Consider the following 20,897-nt stretch of genomic DNA (forward strand, 5'->3'; position numbering starts at 1 on the left):
GAGGCCGCCTGGCACGGCCCGGACGGCCCGGACGGCTCGCACGGCCCCGGTGCCCGGAAGGATGTACTGATCACGGTTCTCACGCTACGGCTGACCTGGCCCGATCCGCAGTTCACGTCATCACTCCGTAAGAGTTGAATGAGCCTCGCGGGCCTAGCGTCACCAGTGTGATCGATGTCGTGCTCCCCTGTCTCAACGAGGCCGCCGCACTGCCGTGGGTGCTGGACCGGATGCCGGACGGCCACCGCCCGATCGTCGTCGACAACGGCTCGACGGACGGTTCCGCCGGGATCGCCGCCGCGCACGGCGCGCTGGTGGTCCACGAGCCGCGCCGCGGGTTCGGCGCCGCCTGCCACGCGGGCCTGGCCGCCGCGACGGCCGAGGTCGTGTGCTTCATGGACGCGGACGCCTCGCTCGATCCGGGGGAACTGCCGAGGGTGGTGGACGGGCTGGCCACGGCCGACCTCGTCCTCGGGCGGAGGCGTCCGACCTCGCTCGCCGCCTGGCCGGTCCACGCCAGGCTCGGGAACGCCGTTCTGGCGCGTTCACTCAACCGGCGGGCCGGAACGCGGCTGCACGACCTCGGCCCGATGCGTGCCATGCGGCGCGAGGCGCTGGAGGATCTCGCGCTGACCGACATGCGCTTCGGCTATCCGCTGGAGATGGTTCTGCGCGCGGCCGGGGCGGGCTGGCGGATCAACGAGCTGGACGTCGCGTACCACCCGCGCGAGGGCCGTTCCAAGGTCACCGGGACTGTCCGCGGCACGATGCGAGCCGTACGGGACATGCGCCGCGTACTGGCCGAGCACGACGTCCCGGTGAAGACGGTCGTGGGGGCGCACCGATGAGCCGGGGCGAGCGGGCGGTGGCCGACCTCATCGTGATCGCCAAGGAGCCGATCCCCGGGCGGGTCAAGACGCGGCTGACGCCGCCGTGCACGCCGGAGGAGGGCGCCGCGCTGGCCGAGGCGGCGCTGGCAGACACCCTCACCGCGGTCGCCGAGACACCGGCCGGCCGGCGGACTCTCGCTCTCGCCGGCCGGCCGGGCCACTGGCTCCCGTACGGCATGACCGTGATCCCGCAGCGCGGCGCGGGCCTGGACGAACGGCTCGGCCACGCCTTCGCCGACGCTTACGCCGGACGGCCACTCGTTCTGATCGGCATGGACACACCGCAGGTCACTCCCGGCCTGCTGACCGAGGCCGCGGAGGCGCTGCGCACGCACGACGCGGTCTTCGGCCCGGCGTCCGACGGAGGCTTCTGGCTGCTCGGGCTCCGCCGACCCGATCCCGATCTCATTCGCGGCGTTCCGATGAGCGAGCCGCACACCGGGGCCGCTCAGCTCGCCCGGCTGCGCGGCGCGGGACTCTCGATCGCGACGTCGCCCGAGCTCACCGATGTCGACACCGCAGCAGACGCCCTGCACGTCGCGAGCCTGTGTCGCCCCGGAGGCCGCTTCCCCGCCGCCGTCCAGGCGCTCGGCTCGACGCTCCGCCCCGTGGCGGCCACGTGATCGGGGACCTGTACGAGAGTTCGCTGGCGGGGACCGGCGCCGCCGAGATCGAGCACGCCGACGGGCGCCGTACGCCGCTGCGGGTCGAGGAGTGGATGGGCGCGCGCCCCGGCGACGACGGGCTGCTCGACCGGTGCTCGGGCCCGACGCTCGACATCGGTTCGGGACCCGGGCGGCTGACCACGGCGCTCGGCGAACGGGGGATCCCGTCGCTCGGCATCGACATCACCCCGTACGCGGTCGCGCTCACCCAGGCGGCGGGCGGCCTCGCGCTCTGCCGGAGCATCTTCGACCGCGTGCCGGGGACGGGCCGCTGGCAGACGCTCCTGCTCGCGGACGGCAACATCGGCATCGACGGCGACCCGGCCGCGCTGCTGCGCCGTTCCGCGGAACTGCTGCGGCGCGGGGGACTCCTGCTGGTGGAGGTCGAGCCGCCCGGCGTTCCCAGCCGTGCCGAATGGGTGCGGCTGCGCACGCCCGCCCGCACCGGCGACTGGTTCCGGTGGGCCCACCTGTCGATCGACGACACCGGGCCGCTCGCGGCAGCCTGCGGGCTCGCCCTCGCAGATGAGTGGACGGAGGCGGGCCGCTGGTTCGCCGCGCTCACCAAACGAACCAATGCCGTACGAACCGGTGCCGTACGACCCAGTGACCGGGGTGGACCAGAGCCGCTTTAATGGCCGGATGCTCCCCCCGGCCCGAACGTCACAGTCCCGGCCCCCTTCCAGCCCGGTCGCGGTGTTCATCGCGGTCATGGTGGGCGGCGCGTTCGCGACGGCCGTCAGCGCCGTCCTCACGTGCATCCTCGACTACGCGCTGGGCGGCGGCATCGCGGCCACCGGCGGGCTGCCCATGAGCCTGACCACCTACCGCCTGGTCGGCGCCGTGCTGAGCATCATCACCGGCGTCGTCGTCGGGGCCGCGGTCCTGCCGCTGCGCCCGCAGGGGCCGCTCGCCCCGATCCTCGCCGCCCCGGCGGCACTGGTCGCCGACCGCGTCGGCAGCCTGCTCGGGTTCCTCGCGTACGCGATCGTGAGCGGCGACACCATCCCCGTCGACCGCATCGACCTGGACTTCTGCATCCACTTCATGACCCAGATCGAGGGCGTCTGGGGCGTGATCTTCATCATCCTGCCGCTGGCGGCCGGCGGTGGCGTGGCGTTCCTGCGGGTCATGAGCGCGTCCAAGAACTCGGCACCGCGCGGCGCCGCAGTCGCCTTCGGCACACCTGGGGCCCCTGGCGCACCCGGCCAGCCGGTACCCGGCATGCAGGCGCCCGGGCCGTACGGCCAACCGCAGTACCCGGGCCAGCCGCAGCACCCGGGCCAACCGCAGCACCCGGGCCAGCCGCAGTACCCCGGCGCGCCGCCGCCCCCCGGTCAACCCGCCCCCGGTCAGCCGCCGTACGGCGGGCACGGGCAGCCAGGGTTTCCCCCGGCCGGGCCTCAGGGTCCGCCTCCGCCGCCCGGCGGGCCGTGGCCGCCCCAGGATCGTCCCGGAGGGTGATGACGGAGATCGGGCCGGCGCATACCTTGGGGGCATGGGTCGGACAATTCTCACGATTGTGGGCGTCATTCTCGCCGTGTGGCTGCTCTTCACGGTGGTCGGCGCGATCATGTCGATGCTCAAGATGTTCTTCTTCATCGGCTTCGTCGCCGTGCTGGTCGTACTGGCGGTGACGCTGGTCTCCAAGCTTTCCCGAAGCCGGTAGCGCACGGGGGCCGCAGCCCCTTGCCCCACGCCGCGCGGTGACCGCATGATGCGCAGACGAACATGCGGTCACCGGCGAGAGGGGCCCCCGTGCCAGGACTGACCGAGGTGTTGCGCGAGCGTGCGCGGCAGCACCCAGACCGTCTCGCGCTCATCGCGGGCGACGAGCAGATTACCTACGCGGACTTCGACCGGCGGGTCGACCAGACGGCGGCGGCGCTCCAGGCCGCCGGTGTCTGGCATGACGACCGGGTCGCCGTCCTCGACAAGAACTCGATCGAATACGCCGAGCTGCTCTTCGGCGCCGCCCGCCTCGGCGCGGTCCAGGTCCCGGTCAACTACCGGCTCGCGCCCGACGAGGTCGCGTACGTCGTCAACAACGCGCAGGCGAAGGTCTTCGTCATCGGACCCGAGTTCCTGCCCGTCCTCGACGCGATCGCCGGGAAGCTCGAGCACACCACGCATCTGGTGGTCATCGGCGGCTCCGGCCATCCCCACCTCGACTACGAGACGTGGGTCGGTGCGTACGAGGCCACCCCGCCCGCGCACCAGGTCGACACCTCGGACGTGTTCGTCCAGCTCTACTCGTCGGGCACCACCGGGCTGCCCAAGGGCGTGATGCTGACGCACGACAACTACACCGCTCTGCTCCCCCTCACCAACGATCTGTGGGGGATCGGCTCGGACGCCGTCCTCATGGTCGCGATGCCGATGTACCACGTGGCGGGCAACGGGCTGACGATCTGCGCGATCTTCGACGGCATCACCGGCGTGATCGTCCGCGAGCCCGACCCGGTCGTCATCGCCAGGGAGATCGAGCGCAACCGCGTCACGCACGTCTTCCTCGTTCCGGTCCTGCTCCAGTTCATGCAGCTCATGCCCGAGGTCGCCGAGACCGACCTGTCCACGCTCCAGCTCGTGCTGTACGGCGCGTCCCCGATCAGCGAGGACGTCCTGCGCGGCGCGATGGCGATGCTTCCGAACGCGCACTTCATGCAGGTGTACGGCCTGACCGAGACCACCGGGGCCATCACCGCGCTGCCCGCCGAGGACCACGACCTGGACGGCCCCGACCCGGCCCGCCTGCGCAGCGCCGGCCTGCCCAACCCCGAGTGCGAGCTGAAGATCGTCGATCCGGCCAGCCTCGACGAGGTGCCGCTCGGCCAGGTGGGCGAGATCCTCTGCCGTACGCCCCAGAACATGAAGGGCTACTGGGGCCTGCCCGACGCCACCACGGCGGCCCTGCTCCCCGACGGCTTCTTCCGTACGGGCGACGCGGGCTACCTGGACGCCGACGGCTACCTCTACATCCACGACCGCGTGAAGGACATGATCATCTCCGGCGGTGAGAACATCTACCCCGCCGAGGTGGAGAACGTCCTGATGGGCCACCCCGAGGTCGACGACTGCGCGGTGATCGGCGTTCCCGACGACAAGTGGGGCGAGACCCCGCGCGCCATCGTGGTCCTCTCCGGCGACGCGACCGAGGCCGACCTGATCGCCTACTGCCGCGAGCGCCTCGCCCATTTCAAGTGCCCGACCTCCGTCGAGGCCCGCGAGGCCATCCCCCGCAACCCCACCGGCAAGATCCTCAAGCGCGAGCTCCGCGCCCCCTACTGGGAGGGCCAGGACCGAGCCGTTCACTGATCCGGCACTGCTCAGATACCTAAATTTGGAAATCTGTAGTCACGGCGTGACTCCGTGTGGATCCTGAGACTGTGAACGAGACCGGGGTCCGCACCATCGCGCCGAGCCACCGCAGCCTCAACCTGACCAGCCGCCATTTGAGGAACCTGGAGCGTACTCGCACCCGGGTCGACCAGGCATGTCTCCGGCTGGAGAAGATCCGGCGGGGGGCCGGTCGGGCTCTGATCGGCCTGGCCGAAGCGCACGAACGAACCGCCGCCGCGATGGAGCGGCGCGCTGCCCGCAGGCCCGAAGCGGCCGACCGCTACTGGGAATCGGCCACCTATCACCGCTTGCAGGCCGCCCTCATCCGTACGCTCGCACTCCCGAACCCGTGGGACGAGAGCGTGATCTGACGGCGTCAGCGGAGGGTGGCGGCGTCAGCGGAGGGTGATGGCGGCGATCACCGGGCGGTGGTCGGAGGAACGGACCACCGAGTTGGGAACGTCGCAGGAGACCGTGGCGGTCTTGCCGGTGAAGATGTAGTCGAGCTTCTCCCAGGCCTTGCCCTTGGCGTTCTGGTGGGTGCTCTCGCCGCCGTGGGTGACGCCGGTGCCCTGGTCGCACTCGCGGTAGGCGCCGTAGAGGACGTCCAGCGCGGGCTTGGTGGGCTGGTCGTTGAAGTCGCCGCCGAGGACGACGCGGCCGGTGCCGGCGCCGACGAGGCTCTTCAGCCTCGCGGTCTGAACCTTGCGGTAAGCGCCCGTCGGATCGTCGGCCTTCATGCCGGAGCTCAGGTGCGCGGTGCACAGGCGCGCGGACCAGCTGGCGACGTTGGCGCAGACGGCGACGCGGCCTTCGAACTTGGGCGACTTCAGGTAGGTCCTGGTCACGTTGCCGAGCTTCTGCGCGCTGCCGAGCGCGACACCGAACTGGCCCTGGCCGTTCGCGCAGGTCTTCGGCTTGCCGTCGGCCTGCTTGGCGGGGGCGAACGCCCAGCTCCACGACCTCAGCCAGCCGTAACCGCCGAGCCTCTTCACGTGGCCGGAGCAGACCTCCTGCAGGAACACCACGTTCGCCCTGGCCTTGGTGCCGTCGACGGTGGCGTTCTGCGCGGTGTAGGAGATCGTCGCCGCGAGCTTGGCCGGGTCGGCGCCGAGCGGGCAGTGCGCGGACTTGTTCCCGCAGACGTTCCAGGTGAGCACGTTCACCGGGACGGCGGGCCTGCTCGCGGTGTCGGCCGCGGAGGCCGGGCCGGAGTGGCCGCTGGATCCTCCCTTGATGGCGGCGCCGGCACCGGCGGTGACGACCACGACGGTCGCGCCGGTCACGGCGAGCAGGGGGACGACAGCGCGGGGGGCTCGCACACAGTCTCCATAGGGGAATCAAGCGGGGGCGATCACGTTGCATCCCACCACAAAGAGCAACATTTGCGCCACCGACTCGGGTAAAACCCGGCGCCTCGAGCGTACGTGAAGAACCACCCCGCACCCGCCGTTTTCCGATGGGTGCGAGGTGGTCCTCGCGTTCGCCGGCAGAGCGGCCGGTGACGCCGAACGGCGGTCTAGTCGAGAAGCTCGACGACCGTTCCGGCGCCGACCGTACGGCCGCCCTCACGGATCGCGAAGCCGAGGCCCTCGGCCATCGCGACCGGCTTGCCGAGCTCGACCGCCATCTCGACGGAGTCGCCCGGCAGCGCCATGCTGCCGTCGCCGCCCAGGTCCACGCCGCCGACCACGTCGGTCGTACGGAAGTGGAACTGCGGCCGGTAGCCGTGGAAGAACGGCCTGCTCCGGCCGCCCTCGGCGGCGGTCAGCACCCGCACCCGGGCCCGGAACCGGCTGTGCGGCCGGATCGAGCCGGGAGCGGCGACGACCTGGCCGCGCCGGATCTGGTCCCGCTTGATGCCGCGCAGCAGCATCGCGGTGTTGTCGCCCGCCTCGGCGTGGTCCATCGACTGGCCGAACGTCTCCAGCCCGGTCGCTACCGAGCCGAACGTCTCGCCCAGCCCGACCACCTCGACCTGGTCGCCGACGCGGATCGCGCCCTGCGCCACCACCCCGGTCACGACGGTGCCGCGGCCGGTGATGGTGAGGACGTTCTCCACCGGCATCAGGAACGGCCGGTCGAGCACCCGCTCGGGGATCGGCACGTAGGCGTCGATCGCGTCGAGCAGGTCGACGACGCGGGCGGTCCAGTACGGGTCGCCCTCCAGCGCGCGGAGGCCGGACACCCGGACGATGGGGATCTCCTCGCCCGGGAAGCCGTACTCCGAGAGCAGGTCGCGCACCTCCAGCTCGACCAGGTCGAGGAGCTCGGCGTCCTCCACCGTGTCGGACTTGTTGAGCGCCACGACGATGTGCCGGACGCCGACCTGCCGGGCCAGCACGATGTGCTCGCGCGTCTGCGGCATCGCGCCGTCCTGCGCCGAGACCACCAGCACCGCCCCGTCGATCTGGGCCGCACCCGTGATCATGTTCTTCACGTAGTCGGCGTGGCCCGGCATGTCGACGTGGGCGTAATGCCGCGTCGCGGTCTCGTAGTGGACGTGCGCGATGTTGATGGTGATGCCGCGGTCGCGCTCCTCGGGCGCACGGTCGATGCCGTCGAACGGGACGGCGGACGCCAGCCCGCGCTCGGCGAGCACCTTGGTGATCGCGGCGGTCAGCGTGGTCTTGCCGTGGTCGACGTGCCCCATCGTGCCGATGTTCAGATGCGGCTTGCCGCGCTCGTAGAGCTGCTTGGCCATGGTCCTTCTGTCCTCACGTGTGAAGTCGAACGCGAGAACCACCCGGGCGCGACGCCCGGGAGCGGTGACCACCCCCCTCCGCTGGTTCTCCGGAGGTGGGACGGAGAGGGGTCAGCTTCGCGCGCCGTCGACGACGACTGCGCCTGCTGCCGCTGCTCCCGTGGTGAGGAAGGCAGCCGGCACCGCGCTCAGCAGACCGAGGTCTGCGAGCGTGCGAGTGCCGGCTGCGAAGAACATGCCTTGAGGGTACGAGCCGCCAGGTCGGCAAGTCGATTGATTATTCGGCCCCTGCCCGGGCCCTTGGCGGGCTGGGGCAGCGGAGGCGCTGCGGAGGCGTGGGAGGTGCTGCGGAGGTGTGCGGAGGCCCGTGGACGCCAAAGTGCGGCGTGCAGACCGTCCCGCGCCGGGCAGCCTCGCACGCCGCACCTTTTGGGGATAACGGCGGTCCATCACCCTGAGAAGGCAGGGCGGGACTTATGAGTCTGGATCAGTTTCCAGCTGCTTGCCTATTTATGAGAGCCGGACGCCTTTCGCGGGTCCGGTGAAAACGATGACCTGTTGATGAATGCCGCCCAAGCCGTTCGGCGACATCGCCCGACCAACACCGCCCCGGTCATCGTGAGAATGGCGGGTGTTCGGGCACATGGGAACGATTACCTTCCAAGTTTTACGAGAGGGTCATCCCTGAGCGGGGATCTATGGTGATCCGCACGCAGGGCCCTAAGCGGGGATCTGGGCCCTGTGCGAGGAGTTCTGGACCGGACTGTGGTGCCCCGGCCTTGCTGCGTCACCAACGTTGGCATGCGGCCGGGGCGGGCACCAGGACTTCTCGTCCAAGCGCCGTACAGCGCTGACTGGACAAATGAAGTCGCAGGTCAGAGATGCCCCACTTGGACATAGAGGAAGATGGGGCGCTTGGTCGGCATGAGGATGCGGCCGGCGGAGTCGGCCATCTTGAAGAAGATCTTGCACTTGGTCGGCCGGTTCGCCGCCTTCACCCGGACCCGCACGTCGACCATGTGGCCGGGCGAGGTCTCGGGAATCGGCACGCTCTTCGGCGCGAAGCACGGGCTGTCGCCGATCTGGATCAGCTTCCGGTTGCTCCATTGGACGCTGCCGGAATTGCGCAGCCGCCACACCTTCTCGAACGTGCTGCCCGCCTTGACGAGCGTCCCGTCCGGGTAGGTGATGTCCTTGATGAACGTGGAGTCGTCCTTGGGCTTGGGCATCGGGACAACCGAGGCGTGCACCGGCGGCTGCTTGGGCTCGCCGTCCGCCGACGGCCAGGCGATGTAGACACCGCCGCCGATGACGATCATGGCGACCGCGGCGGCGGCGAAGATCCAGACCGGGAAGCGGCGCTGCTTCTTCGGCGGCGCGGTGGGAGCGTGCGGCGGCGGAGTGCCGGGGCCGGGGTCGGTCGGCGGGCCGCCGTCGTCCCCGTCGAAGCCGTGCGAGGCGTTCCAGCCCTGGGAGCTCTCACCGCCGGGCCAGGCTCCGGCGGGCCAAGCGGTGTTATCGCCGCCCGGACCCGGGGCGCCCGGCATGCCCGGGGCTCCCGGCGCACCTGCGCCCGGCCCGTACGGGGAGCCGACACCCTGGCCGCCCATCGGAACGCCCTCGGGGCCGAGGGTTCCAGGGGCTCCGGAAGGTCCGGGAGGTCCGGCTTCGAACGCCGCCGCGGCGCCCGGACCGGCGCCAGGCATGCCAGGCGCGGCCGGACCACCGGGTCCACCAGGTAGGCCGGGACCGCCAGGAGTGCCGAGGTCGGTCGCGCCGCCGGCTGCGGCCGTGGCGGCGTCCGCCATGGGGTCGACCGAGAAGCCGGCATGCGGGCCCTGCGGCACCGCCCCGGGCTCGACCTCGCCCCATTCCTCGGCGTCCTCCGCCGCGGTCATGGCGTCGCGGGCCTTCTGCCAGTGGGCGCGCCACTCGCGTTCGGTCTCCACCGGGTCCAGGCCAAGCCGGTCGACCGCGAGCACGCGCACGAACTCCCAGGTCGTGCCCCAGCTCGGGAGCGAACGACCCTGAGCCGCTGCCGCCAGGGACGACTTGGAGGCGGCGGCGCCCATCGCGGCCATCTCCGCGTACGAGGGATCGCCGGCAGACTTCTTCAGCCGCCACAGGAGCTCGGCCAATGCCGCGACCGGCCCCGACGCCGGATCCGGCCGTCGCGACCTGCGGCCCCGCCTGCCGCCTTCCTGTCCCTGACCAACCGAGGTATCCACACCTGCTCCCTTTCGTAACTCCAAGGAGCTGCCTCACCACAGATCATGTCCAGACCCTTGACGATACCGGCCGAGATGCGTCCGAAAGGACAGACCGAGGATGAAAACGGTGATGACCAAGGGGACGGTGTCCTTACTCAGATCTGTGCCAGATCTGTGCCTACGCCCTCGACCTGGGACGATGCAGGATCCAGGCGCCGAGGAGGGCCCCGGTGAACTGGAAGGATGCGATGGCGATCACCAAGCCGACGACCCCGATCGCGTCGGCGAAGGCGCCCGTGAGGGCCGCCCCCACCGCCGAGGCGGCGATCTTGAGGCTGCCCCCGGTGGTGTTGACCTGACCGAGCCGATCGGGTGGCGATTCGCGCTGGCGGAGCATCAGGGTCGAGGCGAACACCGGCCCCTCACTCACGCCCGCGAGCAGGAAGAACACCATCGCCCAGCCCAGGGACGGCGCGAGCGCCAGGCAGCCCAGGGCGATCCCGAACGCCACCAGCCCGGCCGGCATCACCGTCTCGGCCCATTTCAGCGTGAGCCACCGTGCCGAGGCCAGTGATCCGGCCAAGGAGCCGCAGGTCAGGGCCACCAGCAGCAGCCCGCCGGCGCTCGGCGGTGCCCCGAGGCGCTGCGCCAGCAGAACGGTGGTGACGGCGACCCCGCCGAAGCCCAGCCAGGCCAGCGTCGTGGCCACGGTGAGCCCTCTCAGCACCCGGTTGGCCCACAGGAGCACGAGACCGCCGATTGCCACGGAGCGAAACGACGACGCACCCCCCGTATCAACCTGCGGAGGTCTGAAAGGGATAAGAGGAAGGCCGAAAAGAGCCAGGGCCGCACAGCACACGATCGGTGCCCCGGCGAGGCTCCCGCCGACCGCCGCCGCGAAGGCGGCTCCGAGGCCCGGACCCGCGATCCCCGCGACGTTGTAGCTCGACGCCTCCAGCCCGTACGCGCGCGTGAGCCGTTCCTCGGGCACGAACCGCGGCAGCAGGCTCGTCAGCGCCACCACGATCGGCTCCGTACAGCCCACCAGGACGGCCGCGGCGAGCGCGACGACGAGCATCACGCGGCCCGCCAGCAGCAACAGCAGCCCGGACGCCAGCACGTAGATGATCATCAGTCCGGCGGCGACCACCCGGGGCCGGGCCGTCCGGTCGAACGCGTGCCCGATCAGTGGCCCGCTCAGCACGTACGGCAGCGTCAGGCCGGTCTGCAGGAAACCGGCGGTCGCGGCGTGCCCGGTACGTGCCTGGACCGTGAGGACCAGGGCGGTGCCCATCCCCTCGGCCGAGACCCGCAGCAAGGTGGCCGCGCCGAGATAAACCGGCAGGCCACCGGCACGGGCGCTCACCGCTGGATCGTGACATACGCGATGACCACGTGAAAACCACGCCAGAACCGGACCTTAGACTGCCGATGTGGCAGACAAGCACCAGCACCGGGTAACCAGCGAGGTAGGACGGCTGCGCACCGTACTGCTGCACCGTCCGGGCGCCGAACTGAAGCGGCTGACCCCGCGCAACAGCGACAAGCTGTTGTTCGACGCGATCCCGTGGGTGGGGCGGGCCCAGGAGGAGCACGACGGCTTCGCCCAGGCCCTGCGGGAGCGGGGCGTGGAGGTCCTCTACCTGACCGAACTGCTCCAGGACGCCCTGGAGTACGAGGCGGCCCGCGAGCAGGCGATCTCCTACGTTCTGGACGACAAGCGCCTCGGCGACCAGCTCCGCCGCGTGGTGAAGGGCTATCTGGACGGCCTGGACCCCGAGGATCTCTCCCACACCCTGATCGCGGGCCTGGCCCACGAGGAGCTGAAGGCGGGCCACGGCCTGGTCTACCGCCTGATGGACCGGCACGACTTCGTGATCGACCCGCTCCCCGGCCTGCTGTTCACCCGCGACAACAGCGCCTGGATCGGCGATCGCGTCGCCGTCACGAGCCTGGCGATGCCCGCCCGCCACGGCGAGTCGGCGATCACCGGCCTGATCTACGCCCACCACCCGCGTTTCGCGGGCCTGGAGCCGGTGTACGACCCGTCCCTGGAGCACCTGGAGGGCGGCGACATCCTGCTCCTGTCGCCCGGCGTGCTGGCCGTCGGCACCGGCGAACGCACCACGCCCGCCGGGGTGGAGCGCCTGGCCCGGCAGGTGTTCGACGCGGGTCTGGCCCACACCGTGCTGGCCGTTCCGATCGCTCAGGAACGCGCGACCATGCATCTGGACACCGTCTGCACCATGGTCGACGTCGACACGGTCGTGATGTACCCGCCGGTCGCGCACTCCCTGCAGGCCTTCACGGTCACCTCGGCGAACGGCGACCTGCGCGTCTCCGAGCCCCGCCAGTTCCTGGAGGCCGCCGCCGAGGCGATGGGCCTGGACCGCCTCAAGGTGATCGACACCGGCCTGGACCCGGTCACCGCCGAACGCGAGCAGTGGGACGACGGCAACAACACCCTCGCCGTCGCGCCCCGCCTGGCCGTGGCGTACGAGCGCAACATCGAGACCAACGCCCAGCTGGAGGCGGCCGGCATCGAGGTCATCCGCATCAGCGGCAGCGAGCTGGGCAGCGGCCGGGGCGGCCCGCGCTGCATGTCCTGCCCGATCCTGCGCGACGCGCCGCCGCCCGCGCCCTGATCATCGGCACCTGATCGCCTGCACCTGATCACTGGTAAACGAAAAAGCCCCCGGCCGTGGCCGGGGGCTTTTCTCACGTTGGAGGCTCGGGCGGTGTCGACGGGGGCACGACAGCGCCCGAGCTTGTTGAGGACCATACAAGATTGAACGAAGGTCCGGCTAGGTGGGGGTATGCCCCTTTGAACACCAGTCCGGCTACGGCCGCCCGGCTAAGCCCGTTAAGCCGGGTACGCCCGGCCGGTGATGACGCCGTGGCGGGCCCCGTTCACGGCCTTGCCGTTGGGGCGATCCTGCGGGTCGGGCAGCTCGGAGAGCTCAGGGGCGACCGCGTGGGCCGCGCGATGCGGGGTCGAGCCGTTGGCGGAGACCGTGTGGGGCGCGTTGATCCGCGCCCAGACCGTGGTGGCGCCGTCCTCATGACGTACGCCCCAGCCCTCGGTGAGCGCCTCGACGATGCCGAGGCCGCGACCGCCCAGCGACGAGAGAGTCCCAGGTCCTCGGCGTGGCTCGGTCATGGCGCCGCCGTCGCTGACCGCGACCTCCAGGCAGTCGCCCTTCTGCGACCAGGTGACCCTGACCTGTCCTGACGGCAGCGGGCGCGCGTGGCGCAGGGCGTTGCTGAGCAGCTCGCTGAGGATGACGCAGGCGTCGTCCACGACCGACTCGTAGACCCCGGAGGCGTTCAACTCGGAACTGAGCCGCTTACGGGCGACCGCGACGCTGGACGGCGCATGTGGCAGCAGTACGACGCTCGACGCCCTCACCTCTCGCTCGTCCTCTCCGCTCCGCCTGTTCCGGTACGACCGAAATGCCCAATTGGTGATGGCCGGAAACATGTGCACCCCGTCTCACCACTCGCCCAACGAGCGACTGACCATCCGGTCACGGCCATCACCCCCGTACGCGGTGCTCGAACGGAACCCCGTGGCCAACGGAACACCAACTAAAGATCTATCCAGCCGCCGGCGGATTACTCCTCGCACGCGCGTTTCGTCCGTCACACTGCCGCCACACTGCACTTTCCACCAGGCTCACCGCGCATGCCCTGTCAAGATCACGGCAAGATCCGGCCAACACCTCCACCATCGCTTCGGCTGGCCGGTATAGGCCGCCCCCGTCCGGCCGCCCCAAGGTCCAATTTCTCGCCCCCGATCCCGCGAAATGACCGAGCCAAAGTGGCCACCCCGCCATTCCCACCCTGCCCACCTCTCAGAGAGTCGGGGGCGTGGCGGCGCCCAGTTCCAGGCGCATGCAGGTGCCGGCGCCGGGGTTGGGGAGGGCGGCGATGGTTCCGCCCTGGGCCTCGGTGAGGCGCTTGACGATGTAGAGGCCCAGGCCGATGCCGCCGAAGCGGCGGCGGTCGCCCGCCTCGCCCTGCACGAAGCGCTCGAAGATGCGGTCGTGATCACCGGGGGCGATGCCGATGCCCTCGTCGGCGACCGTGATCACCAGGCGGTCGCCCTCCGGGCGGGCGTGGACGCTCACCGTGCCGCCGTCGGGCGAGTACTTGAAGGCGTTCTCCAGCAGCTGGCCCAGCACGATGTCGGTGGCCATCACGTCGCCCAGGGCCTGCGGGAGGCCGGGAGCGATCTCCAGCCGGACGTCGTGGACGCCCGACAGGGACTGGAAGCCCGCGACCACGCCGGTCAGCACGCGGACCAGGTCGAACGACTCGTTGGTCACGGTGAGCTCGTCGGCGCCGGCCCGGGAGCCCAGCAGCAGGTGCTCGACCAGGCGCCCGAGGGACTGGGCCCGTTCGGCGATCGTGGCGACGGCGGAACGCCGGTCGGTGTCGGCCAGCTCGTCCCAGCGGTTCACCAGCGTGCTCGCGAAGCCCTGCACCACGGTGATCGGGGTGCGCAGCTCGTGGCTGGTCGTGGCCAGGAACAGGTCCTTGGCCTCCTCCAGCGCCTTGGCCTCGCTGACGTCGCGGAAGTCGACGACCAGCCCGCCCGTCTCCTCGATCTCCGCCGACAGCACGTTCAGCCAGACGCCCGACTCCAGCGGGAAGGTCAGCATCTCGCCCGGCGCGGGCTTCTCGAAGGGCAGCTCACGGCCGATCACCTCGTCGCCGGACAGCCCGGTCAGCACGTGGGCGGCCGGGTTCCACTGCCGGACGAGGCCGTGCCGGTCCAGCACCGCGATCCCGTCCGCGCTGGAGTCGATCACCGCGCGTTCGTGCGCGCGCTGGCGGACGACCTCGGCGTAGGCGACCGCGTTGCCGACCGCGACCCCGGCGTGCCCGGCGAGCAGTTCGAGCAGCTCCAGCTCGGTGTGGCCGATCTTGCGGCCCGAGAACAGTGCGTAGAGCGCGCCGTACGGCTTGTTCTGGAGGAACGAGAGGCCGAGCGCGATCGTGTGGAGGCCGGGCAGCTCGGACCAGATCAGATCGCCGAGCCGCCGCTCGCCTGTGGCGAGCATCACGGTCTTGCCCGACCGCAGCAGCTCCCCGACCAGGCTCGGGCGCAGCTCGGCGGTGGACCCGCGCAGCTGGTCGGGCAGCCCGTACATGCTGACCAGCCGCAGCCGCTCGTCGTCGATCCGCACGAACCCGCCCGCGTCCGCGCCGGTCAGCTCGATCAGCGCGGCGGTGATCCGGTCGAGGACGACGCCCAGGTCCAGCTCGGCGTTCAGGTCGGCGACGATGTCGTTCAGCCGCCGTACGAGCCGGGCCCGCTCGGCCATGTGGTGCTGGGCGACCTCGTCCTCCTCGACCGGGTGGTAGACCTCCACCCAGCCGAGCAGGTCGCCCGCGCGGTCCTGCAGCACGCTGGTGTCGATGCGGACGTCGATCAGGCGGCCGTCCCGGTGGAATCGCCGGGTCGCGATGGAGATCTGGCCGGTGTCGCTCTCGCCCGCCCGCCGCGTCAGCAGCCGTTCCAGAACGGCGTTGTGCTCGGCCTTGAGCTCGCCGGGCACGATCGGCGGCACCCGGCCGATGACCTCGTGCGCGGCCCAGCCGAACATCCGCTCGGCCGCCGGATTCCACACCGTGACGCGCGATCGCCGGTCGACGGCCACGATCGCATCGGCCGCGCACTGGATGACGGCGCGGGCGATCGGGTCATGGACGTCGGGCGACACGCCTGTCATCGTGCCACCGGATCTCGCGTCGGCGCCGGGCAACCACCGCCGAAACGTTTCCACCGGACGTCCCATTCGTCCGCAAGACTTCACCGAAAACCGGAACATCGCCCGTCACACCGGGGTCGCATCGGCCTCTCCGGCCGCACCGGAAGCACCGGGCGCGCCGCCCGCACCGGCCGCCGCGCGGTCGCCGCCCCCGATCCGGCCGATCAGGATCGCGGCCAGGCCGGCCACCAGGAACGACAGCAGCGAGGCGCTCATCCAGCTCTGCGGGGTGAAGCTCAGCGCGCTCTGCACGTCGCCCCAGAAGTCGGCCCACCAGCTCACGCCGCCCGGGTTGATCAGCTGGTAGACGGCGAAGCCGACCACCCAGGCCGCGATCATGCCCCAGCGGGACGGCGCCGCCAGCGTGGTGTCCCAGCCGCGGCGGCGGCCCCGGCCGAGGAAGAAGTCGGCGGCCAGCACACCGAGCAGCGGCACGAACACCGACCCGATCAGCGACAGGAAGCTTGCGTAGTCGCCGATGTCCAGCAGCAGCGCCAGCGCGGTGATCAGTACGCCCAGCCCGACCGACAGCACGCGGCGGTCGGCCTTCGGCACCAGGTTCTGGATCGAGACGGCGGTCGAGTAGACGTTCGCGAAGGACTGGTCGGCCTCCCGCAGCACGAAGATCGCGAAGAAGACCACGCCCAGCGACGCGTTCAGGAACGGGTCGTAGATCTTGCTCGTGTCGCCCGCCACCAGCGCGAGGGCCAGCAGGCCGAGGACGTAGGCGACGATCTGCGTCACCGAGTAGCCGATCGCCGCCGCGCCGAACGCCCCGCGGGCGCTGCGCGCGTGCCGGGTGTAGTCGGCCGCGACCGGCACCCAGGAGATCGACACGGCCAGGGCGGCGTCGGCGCCGAGCCAGAAGCCGCCCCACGAGCCCTGCGTCAGGTCCGGCAGCGGCTCGCGCAGCAGCTGGACGTAGAAGTAGACCAGCGAGATCATCACGGCGGCCGTCACGTACCGGCGCAGCATCCGCACCGAGCCGAGCGGCCAGATCGTCAGCACGGTGGTGAGCACGCCGGCCGCGACCACGTACGTCCAGCGCGGCACCCCGTCCCACAGCGCCCGTGCCGCGTCGGCGATCACGATCAGCTCGAACGTGCCCCAGCCGACCAGCTGGGCGATGTTGAGCACGGTCGGCACGTACGACAGCCGGGCGCCGAACAGCCCGCGCAGCAGCACCATCGCCGGACGCCCGGTGATCGCGCCCGGGGCGGCCGACAGGCCGAGCATCAGCCCGCCGATCGCGGTCCCGACGATCATCGCGACGATGCCCGCCACGATCGACAGCGTCGGCTTGCCCGCCGCGTCCGGCGCCAGCACGGTGTACGCGCCGGAGAAGGCGAAGAGGCTGACGCCGAGGTTGGCCCAGAAGGCGCTCTGGTCCCAGAAGCTGAGGACCTTCGGCGCGGGCTCGTCGAGGGTGTAGGGGACCTCGTCGCGCGGGGCCTCGTGTATGGAGTCGACGGCAGACGTCATCGTGCACGCTCCCTACGCCGGCATTACCCGGACAGGTTCATGCGGTCGGCGGCGCCTGCGTGTGTGCCGCCCTCTCAGCCCGGTCGGCCCGAGCTCCCGCGGTGGGTGGTTTTAGGACTGGACAAATCGTACATGCGCACGACGTGATCGCGGCGCGATCGCAGCGCGTCGATGGGCATGGTCGATCTCGGCGAGCAAGGTCACGCTCACCTCGGAGAAAGCCGGACGTGCGGTCAGGCCACGTAGGGCGGGCCCTCCTCGGCGCCCTCCATCGGGCGCCCGGACTCGGCCCAGCGCTTCATGCCCCCGTCGACGTTCTTGGCCAGCCAGCCCGCCTGGTTGAGCGCGACCGTCACCTGGGCGGACCGCACCCCCGACCGGCAGACTACGTAGATGTCCTGGTCACGCGGGATCTCTCCCGCCCGGTCGCTCAGTTCGGCCATCGCGATGTGGACGGCCGCCGGCGCGTGCCCGGCGTCCCACTCGTACTGCTCGCGCACGTCGAGCAGGTACGCGTCCTGCGGAACGTCGGCCGCGTCCACGGCCGCGACGTCGTCCCCGAAAATCATCACTCCTCCATGGAACCGCGCGGAACCGGTCCGCGTCGAATCACGCATGCGGTATCGGACGCTCCTTTTCATGACGCCCGGCCTAGCCATGATCATGTCACTGGCGGCCTGCGGCTCCGAACAGGCCTCGAGCGGCTCCGGGAAAACCTCGCCGACCGCCTCGGGCACGACCTCCGTCTCCCCCGCCACGGGCGCGGGCGACGGCGACAAGATCACCGTCAACGTCAAGGCCTCCGCACAGGCACCCGCCAAGACCTGGACCCTCTCCTGCGGTCCCGCCGGGGGCGATCATCCCAAGGCCGGCCAGGCCTGCGCCAGTCTCGCCAAGGTCAAGGAGCCGTTCAAGGCTCCACCGAAGGACCAGATGTGCACCAAGATCTACGGCGGCCCCGAGGTCGCCACGGTCAAGGGCACCTGGGCGGGCAAGCCGGTGGACGCCAAGTTCACCCGCACCGACGGCTGTGAGCTCAGCCGCTGGAACAAGCTGTCGCCGCTGTTCGGCGATGTCCCCAAGGTCCGCTGAGTTGGATTCTTTCGCGGCCTCGAAGGCCTCGCCTGGCGGCTCGGCCTCCGAACCGCAAAAGCGGCGAGCGCGACACGGCTTCGCCGTCTTCGCCCGACGCTCGCTACGCTCGCGCCGGGCTCAGGTAACGCGCTCGCGTGCGGGCGAGGTATTTGATCACACCCCCAAGGTCCGCTGACGAATCCTCCCCGCTCGGATTTCGTCGGCGACAAAGGGCCCCGGTCGGCGCGCGACCGGGGCCCTTTGGTGTGTCCTGGGGCTAGAGATGTGTCCGGAGGCTAGAGATCGGCGCCGCCGGTGGCGTCGATGATCGTGCCGGTGATGAACGAGGCGGCGTCGGAGGCGAGGAAGGTCACGGCGCCGGAGATGTCGTGGGGCACGCCCACGCGGGCGACGGCGGCCCGGGAGGCGGCGTAGGCCTGGCCCTCGGGGTTGCCGCGCAGCCAATCGGCGTTCACGTCGGTGTCGATGAAGCCAGGGGCGACGTTGTTGACGGTGATCCCGCGCGGGCCGACGTGCTTGGCCAGGGCGAGGGTGAACGTGTCGACCGCGCCCTTGGTCATGGCGTACGAGATGCCCTCGGGGAAGGCGATCCGGGTGACACCCGAGGTGACGTTGATGATGCGGCCGCCGTCGGGCATCCGGGTGAGGGCCTCCCGGGTGATGAAGAACAGCGCTCGCGTGTTGACGGCGAAGACCTGGTCGTAGAGGTCCGGTGTGACCTCCTCGATGGTGGCCTTGGCTCCGATGCCCGCGTTGTTGACCAGGATGTCGAGAGGCGGCTCCGCGCCCAGCTCGCGCAGTCCCGCGTCGAACGCCGTGAACAGGGATTCGACGTCGCCGTCGGTGCCGAGCTCGGCCTTGACGGCGAAGGCGCGCCCGCCCGCCTCGGTGATGGCCGCCACGACCTCCTTGGCGGCCACCTCGTCCCGCGCGTAGTTGACCGCGACGAGGGCGCCGTCGGCGGCGAGCCGTTCGGCGACCGCCCGCCCGATGCCCCGGCTCGCGCCCGTCACCAGCGCCGTCTTGCCCCGCAGATCCGTCGACTCGCCGCTCATCTCATCGCTCCAAATATGTAGTGGTCGATACAGATGTGACGGTAGCAGTTATTTGTAGTGGTCGCTACATATCGTTCGGGCGGCTCAGCAGCTCAGGCAGTGAGGGTGAAGGGCGCCGTCCGGACCGTTCCGGCGTGCTTGAAGTCGAGGAACAGCCGGTAGATGCCGGGCCCGGGAACGGCCGCGTGGAAGGTGATGTCGGGGCCGGGCGCGGTCACGCCGTCGCCGGGCTCGCCGTTCGGGTGAACGTGGACATAGGCGAGGTCACCCGCCCGCAGGACGACGAGGTGGCCGTACGCCGCGAGGTAGGGCTGCAGGTCGGTGACCGGCGCGCCGTCCTTGTGAACGGTGAGCGTGAGCAGGCCACCGAGCTCGCCGTCCAGCGTCACCTCGTAGCCGCCGTCCAGGACCGCTGTACGAGTGGTCGCGGGCGCCGGCTGCGGGTCGTACGCCCCGGCCACCGCCAGGTCGGCGCCGAGCGTGATCGTACGGCCGAGGTCGCGCGGCGAGATGTCGGTGAAGACGCGGTAGGCGCCCGCCTCGGGCAGGTTCAGCCGGACCGACCAGGTCCCGTCGGCCGCGCGCTCGGGGTGAACGTGCCAGAAGCCGGTCAGCTCCCGCTGGACGACGATCAGGTGCAGTTCCTTGTCGTGGATGGGGCTGAACGCGGTGACCGGGCGGCCGTCCGGCCCGAGGATCCGGAAGCGGAAGTCGAGCTCGCCGGGGCGGACGATCGCGTCGGCCAGGTCGAGCGTGTAGCCGTCCTGAGTGATCTGAAGCCCGCCGGGAACCGAGCCGTGAGCCGCGTCGTGGACTGCGTGGTGCGCGTGCGCTGTGGTGTTCATGATGCAGAACTTATACCCTTAGGGGGTATCTGAACAGCCCGAACGTGTGTGATCTGGGCCATCCGGGAGGACCATTACCAACGGTCGAGATTCCATTACACAGCGTGAGGATAAGTTTCTCTGTGTGACCAGGACGGCGGCGCGAGCACTCGGGCTCGCACTGATCATCTTCATGTCCGGGCTCGTCGGGCTTCCGGCGAGCGCCGAGCCGTCCTGCCTCGTCTCGACCACCTCGATCGCCGCGTCATCGTCCGGCGTCGAGGAACGCCAGCAGGAGGACCGCTACGCCGAGTCCGCCGCCTGCCCGCGTTCAGTCATACGGGCGTTCCGAGGCTCCATCGGCCTCCTCACCAAGGCCGCGCGGCCCATCGCGGTGTCCGCGGCGGCGCTCGTCGAGGCCTTCAGGCGCGCCGGCCACGGCGGCCGTTCGCCGGGCGCCCAGCTCCTCGTCACATTGAGCGTCTCGCGTACCTGAGCGATCCCCGCGCGGTCTCTCCGCGCTTTCGCGTACTTGCCGACCTCATCGCAGGAGCGGGGATTCTTCATGCGTACAAGAGAGATACACGTGCTGGCCGAGACCTGGCGCTTCTACTGCCTGGACTGCCTGATGCCATACCAGGCGCTGTACGAGGCGAGGCACGCCGACGACGGGCACGGCGGCGACGCGGTCGCCTGGCGCCGCGACGGCATCGCGAGCCAGCCGCCGTGGACCGAGCCGACCTGCCCGGAGTGCCTGGGCCTGCACGTGAAGGTGCTCCCGGCCGGTTCGTTCGTGCCGCAGCAGCGCTGACGCCGAGCACGCACGGCGGCGCCGGGACGCGAGCAAACGCGCTGA

Annotated in this window: 22 protein-coding genes and 1 riboswitch; of the genes, 11 read left to right on the top strand and 11 right to left on the bottom strand. The window is 70.8% G+C overall.

Going from position 1 to position 20,897, the window contains the following annotated elements; all coding sequences use genetic code 11:
- The first annotated feature begins 167 nt into the window (after positions 1–167).
- The 7 genes from J4573_RS19740 (at position 168) to J4573_RS19770 (ending at position 5,265) form a co-directional block, all read left to right on the top strand.
- Positions 168–848 (top strand): glycosyltransferase family 2 protein, encoded by a 681-nt coding sequence (locus J4573_RS19740; RefSeq protein WP_307796721.1) that lies wholly within the window; start codon positions 168–170, stop codon positions 846–848.
- The gene (locus J4573_RS19745) at positions 845–1,513 is read left to right on the top strand and encodes a TIGR04282 family arsenosugar biosynthesis glycosyltransferase (protein ID WP_208257196.1); all 669 of its coding nucleotides are present in this window, start codon (positions 845–847) and stop codon (positions 1,511–1,513) included. Before J4573_RS19740 ends, J4573_RS19745 begins: the two co-directional genes overlap by 4 nt.
- A complete protein-coding gene (locus J4573_RS19750) occupies positions 1,510–2,190 on the top strand; it encodes a class I SAM-dependent methyltransferase (protein ID WP_208257197.1) in 681 nt (226 codons plus the stop codon). The genes J4573_RS19745 and J4573_RS19750 overlap by 4 nt, the downstream gene beginning before the upstream one ends.
- 7 nt (positions 2,191–2,197) lie before the next feature.
- The gene (locus tag J4573_RS19755) at positions 2,198–3,019 is read left to right on the top strand and encodes a hypothetical protein (protein WP_208257198.1); all 822 of its coding nucleotides are present in this window, start codon (positions 2,198–2,200) and stop codon (positions 3,017–3,019) included.
- A 34-nt stretch (positions 3,020–3,053) separates the two neighbouring features.
- Positions 3,054–3,224, top strand: coding sequence for a hypothetical protein (locus tag J4573_RS19760; RefSeq protein ID WP_208257199.1), 171 nt, complete (start codon positions 3,054–3,056; stop codon positions 3,222–3,224).
- An 89-nt stretch (positions 3,225–3,313) separates the two neighbouring features.
- Positions 3,314–4,870 (top strand): long-chain-fatty-acid--CoA ligase, encoded by a 1,557-nt coding sequence (locus J4573_RS19765; RefSeq protein ID WP_208257200.1) that lies wholly within the window; start codon positions 3,314–3,316, stop codon positions 4,868–4,870.
- A gap of 71 nt (positions 4,871–4,941) precedes the next feature.
- Complete coding sequence (locus tag J4573_RS19770; RefSeq protein WP_208257201.1) at positions 4,942–5,265, top strand: hypothetical protein; 324 nt, start codon at positions 4,942–4,944, stop codon at positions 5,263–5,265.
- 24 nt (positions 5,266–5,289) lie between these two features.
- Here the strand turns inward: J4573_RS19770 and J4573_RS19775 are convergent, their stop codons facing one another.
- The 5 genes from J4573_RS19775 to J4573_RS19790 all read right to left on the bottom strand — a co-directional run bounded on the left by J4573_RS19775 (position 5,290) and on the right by J4573_RS19790 (position 11,174).
- On the bottom strand, positions 5,290–6,216 hold the full coding sequence (locus J4573_RS19775) for an endonuclease/exonuclease/phosphatase family protein (RefSeq protein ID WP_208257202.1): 927 nt from the start codon (positions 6,214–6,216) through the stop codon (positions 5,290–5,292).
- A 197-nt stretch (positions 6,217–6,413) separates the two neighbouring features.
- Positions 6,414–7,598, bottom strand: a complete 1,185-nt coding sequence (gene tuf / locus J4573_RS19780) for an elongation factor Tu (protein WP_208257203.1) — start codon at positions 7,596–7,598, stop codon at positions 6,414–6,416.
- 111 nt (positions 7,599–7,709) lie between these two features.
- Positions 7,710–7,835 (bottom strand): hypothetical protein, encoded by a 126-nt coding sequence (locus tag J4573_RS55410; protein ID WP_279575514.1) that lies wholly within the window; start codon positions 7,833–7,835, stop codon positions 7,710–7,712.
- A 638-nt stretch (positions 7,836–8,473) separates the two neighbouring features.
- Positions 8,474–9,736 carry an NBR1-Ig-like domain-containing protein gene (locus J4573_RS19785; RefSeq protein WP_208257204.1) on the bottom strand — a complete coding sequence of 421 codons (1,263 nt, stop codon included), beginning with the start codon at positions 9,734–9,736 and terminating at the stop codon, positions 8,474–8,476.
- Between the two features lie 250 nt (positions 9,737–9,986).
- Positions 9,987–11,174, bottom strand: a complete 1,188-nt coding sequence (locus tag J4573_RS19790) for an MFS transporter (protein WP_208257205.1) — start codon at positions 11,172–11,174, stop codon at positions 9,987–9,989.
- Between the two features lie 67 nt (positions 11,175–11,241).
- On the opposite strand from J4573_RS19790, the gene J4573_RS19795 reads away from it, so the two are divergent.
- The gene (locus J4573_RS19795; protein ID WP_208257206.1) at positions 11,242–12,453 is read left to right on the top strand and encodes an arginine deiminase; all 1,212 of its coding nucleotides are present in this window, start codon (positions 11,242–11,244) and stop codon (positions 12,451–12,453) included.
- Positions 12,454–12,671: 218 nt separating this feature from the next.
- Here the strand turns inward: J4573_RS19795 and J4573_RS19800 are convergent, their stop codons facing one another.
- From J4573_RS19800 to J4573_RS19815, 4 genes are all read right to left on the bottom strand, one after another.
- Positions 12,672–13,217: an ATP-binding protein gene (locus J4573_RS19800; protein WP_307796723.1), complete on the bottom strand. Its 546-nt coding sequence runs from the start codon at positions 13,215–13,217 to the stop codon at positions 12,672–12,674.
- Positions 13,218–13,662: 445 nt separating this feature from the next.
- On the bottom strand, positions 13,663–15,546 hold the full coding sequence (locus J4573_RS19805; RefSeq protein ID WP_208257207.1) for a sensor histidine kinase: 1,884 nt from the start codon (positions 15,544–15,546) through the stop codon (positions 13,663–13,665).
- A 105-nt stretch (positions 15,547–15,651) separates the two neighbouring features.
- A complete protein-coding gene (locus tag J4573_RS19810; protein ID WP_208257208.1) occupies positions 15,652–17,067 on the bottom strand; it encodes a purine-cytosine permease family protein in 1,416 nt (471 codons plus the stop codon).
- Positions 17,059–17,177, bottom strand: a riboswitch (TPP riboswitch). (Overlaps the previous gene by 9 nt.)
- Before the next feature lie 123 nt (positions 17,178–17,300).
- Positions 17,301–17,633: a rhodanese-like domain-containing protein gene (locus J4573_RS19815; protein WP_372442854.1), complete on the bottom strand. Its 333-nt coding sequence runs from the start codon at positions 17,631–17,633 to the stop codon at positions 17,301–17,303.
- 73 nt (positions 17,634–17,706) lie between these two features.
- Here J4573_RS19815 and J4573_RS19820 point away from each other — a divergent pair, with 73 nt between their 5' ends.
- Positions 17,707–18,159 carry an SSI family serine proteinase inhibitor gene (locus J4573_RS19820; protein ID WP_243773235.1) on the top strand — a complete coding sequence of 151 codons (453 nt, stop codon included), beginning with the start codon at positions 17,707–17,709 and terminating at the stop codon, positions 18,157–18,159.
- A 278-nt stretch (positions 18,160–18,437) separates the two neighbouring features.
- Here the strand turns inward: J4573_RS19820 and J4573_RS19825 are convergent, their stop codons facing one another.
- Positions 18,438–19,217: an SDR family NAD(P)-dependent oxidoreductase gene (locus J4573_RS19825; RefSeq protein WP_208257211.1), complete on the bottom strand. Its 780-nt coding sequence runs from the start codon at positions 19,215–19,217 to the stop codon at positions 18,438–18,440.
- A gap of 92 nt (positions 19,218–19,309) precedes the next feature.
- On the bottom strand, positions 19,310–20,062 hold the full coding sequence (locus tag J4573_RS19830; RefSeq protein ID WP_208257212.1) for a DUF8832 domain-containing protein: 753 nt from the start codon (positions 20,060–20,062) through the stop codon (positions 19,310–19,312).
- 124 nt (positions 20,063–20,186) lie between these two features.
- On the opposite strand from J4573_RS19830, the gene J4573_RS19835 reads away from it, so the two are divergent.
- Positions 20,187–20,537, top strand: coding sequence for a hypothetical protein (locus J4573_RS19835; RefSeq protein ID WP_208257213.1), 351 nt, complete (start codon positions 20,187–20,189; stop codon positions 20,535–20,537).
- Between the two features lie 69 nt (positions 20,538–20,606).
- Positions 20,607–20,852 carry a hypothetical protein gene (locus J4573_RS19840; protein ID WP_208257214.1) on the top strand — a complete coding sequence of 82 codons (246 nt, stop codon included), beginning with the start codon at positions 20,607–20,609 and terminating at the stop codon, positions 20,850–20,852.
- Positions 20,853–20,897: the final 45 nt, after the last annotated feature.

Origin of the sequence: Actinomadura barringtoniae (genome assembly GCF_017573505.1) — a bacterium.
Classification (GTDB): domain Bacteria; phylum Actinomycetota; class Actinomycetes; order Streptosporangiales; family Streptosporangiaceae; genus Spirillospora; species Spirillospora barringtoniae.

What these genes read in the sequence shown, in the direction of transcription:
- J4573_RS19745 (WP_208257196.1), top strand. Translation starts at nt 845, where the DNA reads ATGAGCCGGGGCGAGCGGGCGGTGGCCGACCTCATCGTGATCGCCAAG.
- J4573_RS19755 (WP_208257198.1), top strand. Translation starts at nt 2,198, where the DNA reads ATGCTCCCCCCGGCCCGAACGTCACAGTCCCGGCCCCCTTCCAGCCCG.
- J4573_RS19760 (WP_208257199.1), top strand. Translation starts at nt 3,054, where the DNA reads ATGGGTCGGACAATTCTCACGATTGTGGGCGTCATTCTCGCCGTGTGG.
- tuf (WP_208257203.1), bottom strand. Translation starts at nt 7,598, where the DNA reads ATGGCCAAGCAGCTCTACGAGCGCGGCAAGCCGCATCTGAACATCGGC.
- J4573_RS55410 (WP_279575514.1), bottom strand. Translation starts at nt 7,835, where the DNA reads ATGTTCTTCGCAGCCGGCACTCGCACGCTCGCAGACCTCGGTCTGCTG.
- J4573_RS19805 (WP_208257207.1), bottom strand. Translation starts at nt 15,546, where the DNA reads ATGACAGGCGTGTCGCCCGACGTCCATGACCCGATCGCCCGCGCCGTC.
- J4573_RS19810 (WP_208257208.1), bottom strand. Translation starts at nt 17,067, where the DNA reads ATGACGTCTGCCGTCGACTCCATACACGAGGCCCCGCGCGACGAGGTC.
- J4573_RS19820 (WP_243773235.1), top strand. Translation starts at nt 17,707, where the DNA reads ATGACGCCCGGCCTAGCCATGATCATGTCACTGGCGGCCTGCGGCTCC.
- J4573_RS19825 (WP_208257211.1), bottom strand. Translation starts at nt 19,217, where the DNA reads ATGAGCGGCGAGTCGACGGATCTGCGGGGCAAGACGGCGCTGGTGACG.
- J4573_RS19830 (WP_208257212.1), bottom strand. Translation starts at nt 20,062, where the DNA reads ATGAACACCACAGCGCACGCGCACCACGCAGTCCACGACGCGGCTCAC.
- J4573_RS19840 (WP_208257214.1), top strand. Translation starts at nt 20,607, where the DNA reads ATGCGTACAAGAGAGATACACGTGCTGGCCGAGACCTGGCGCTTCTAC.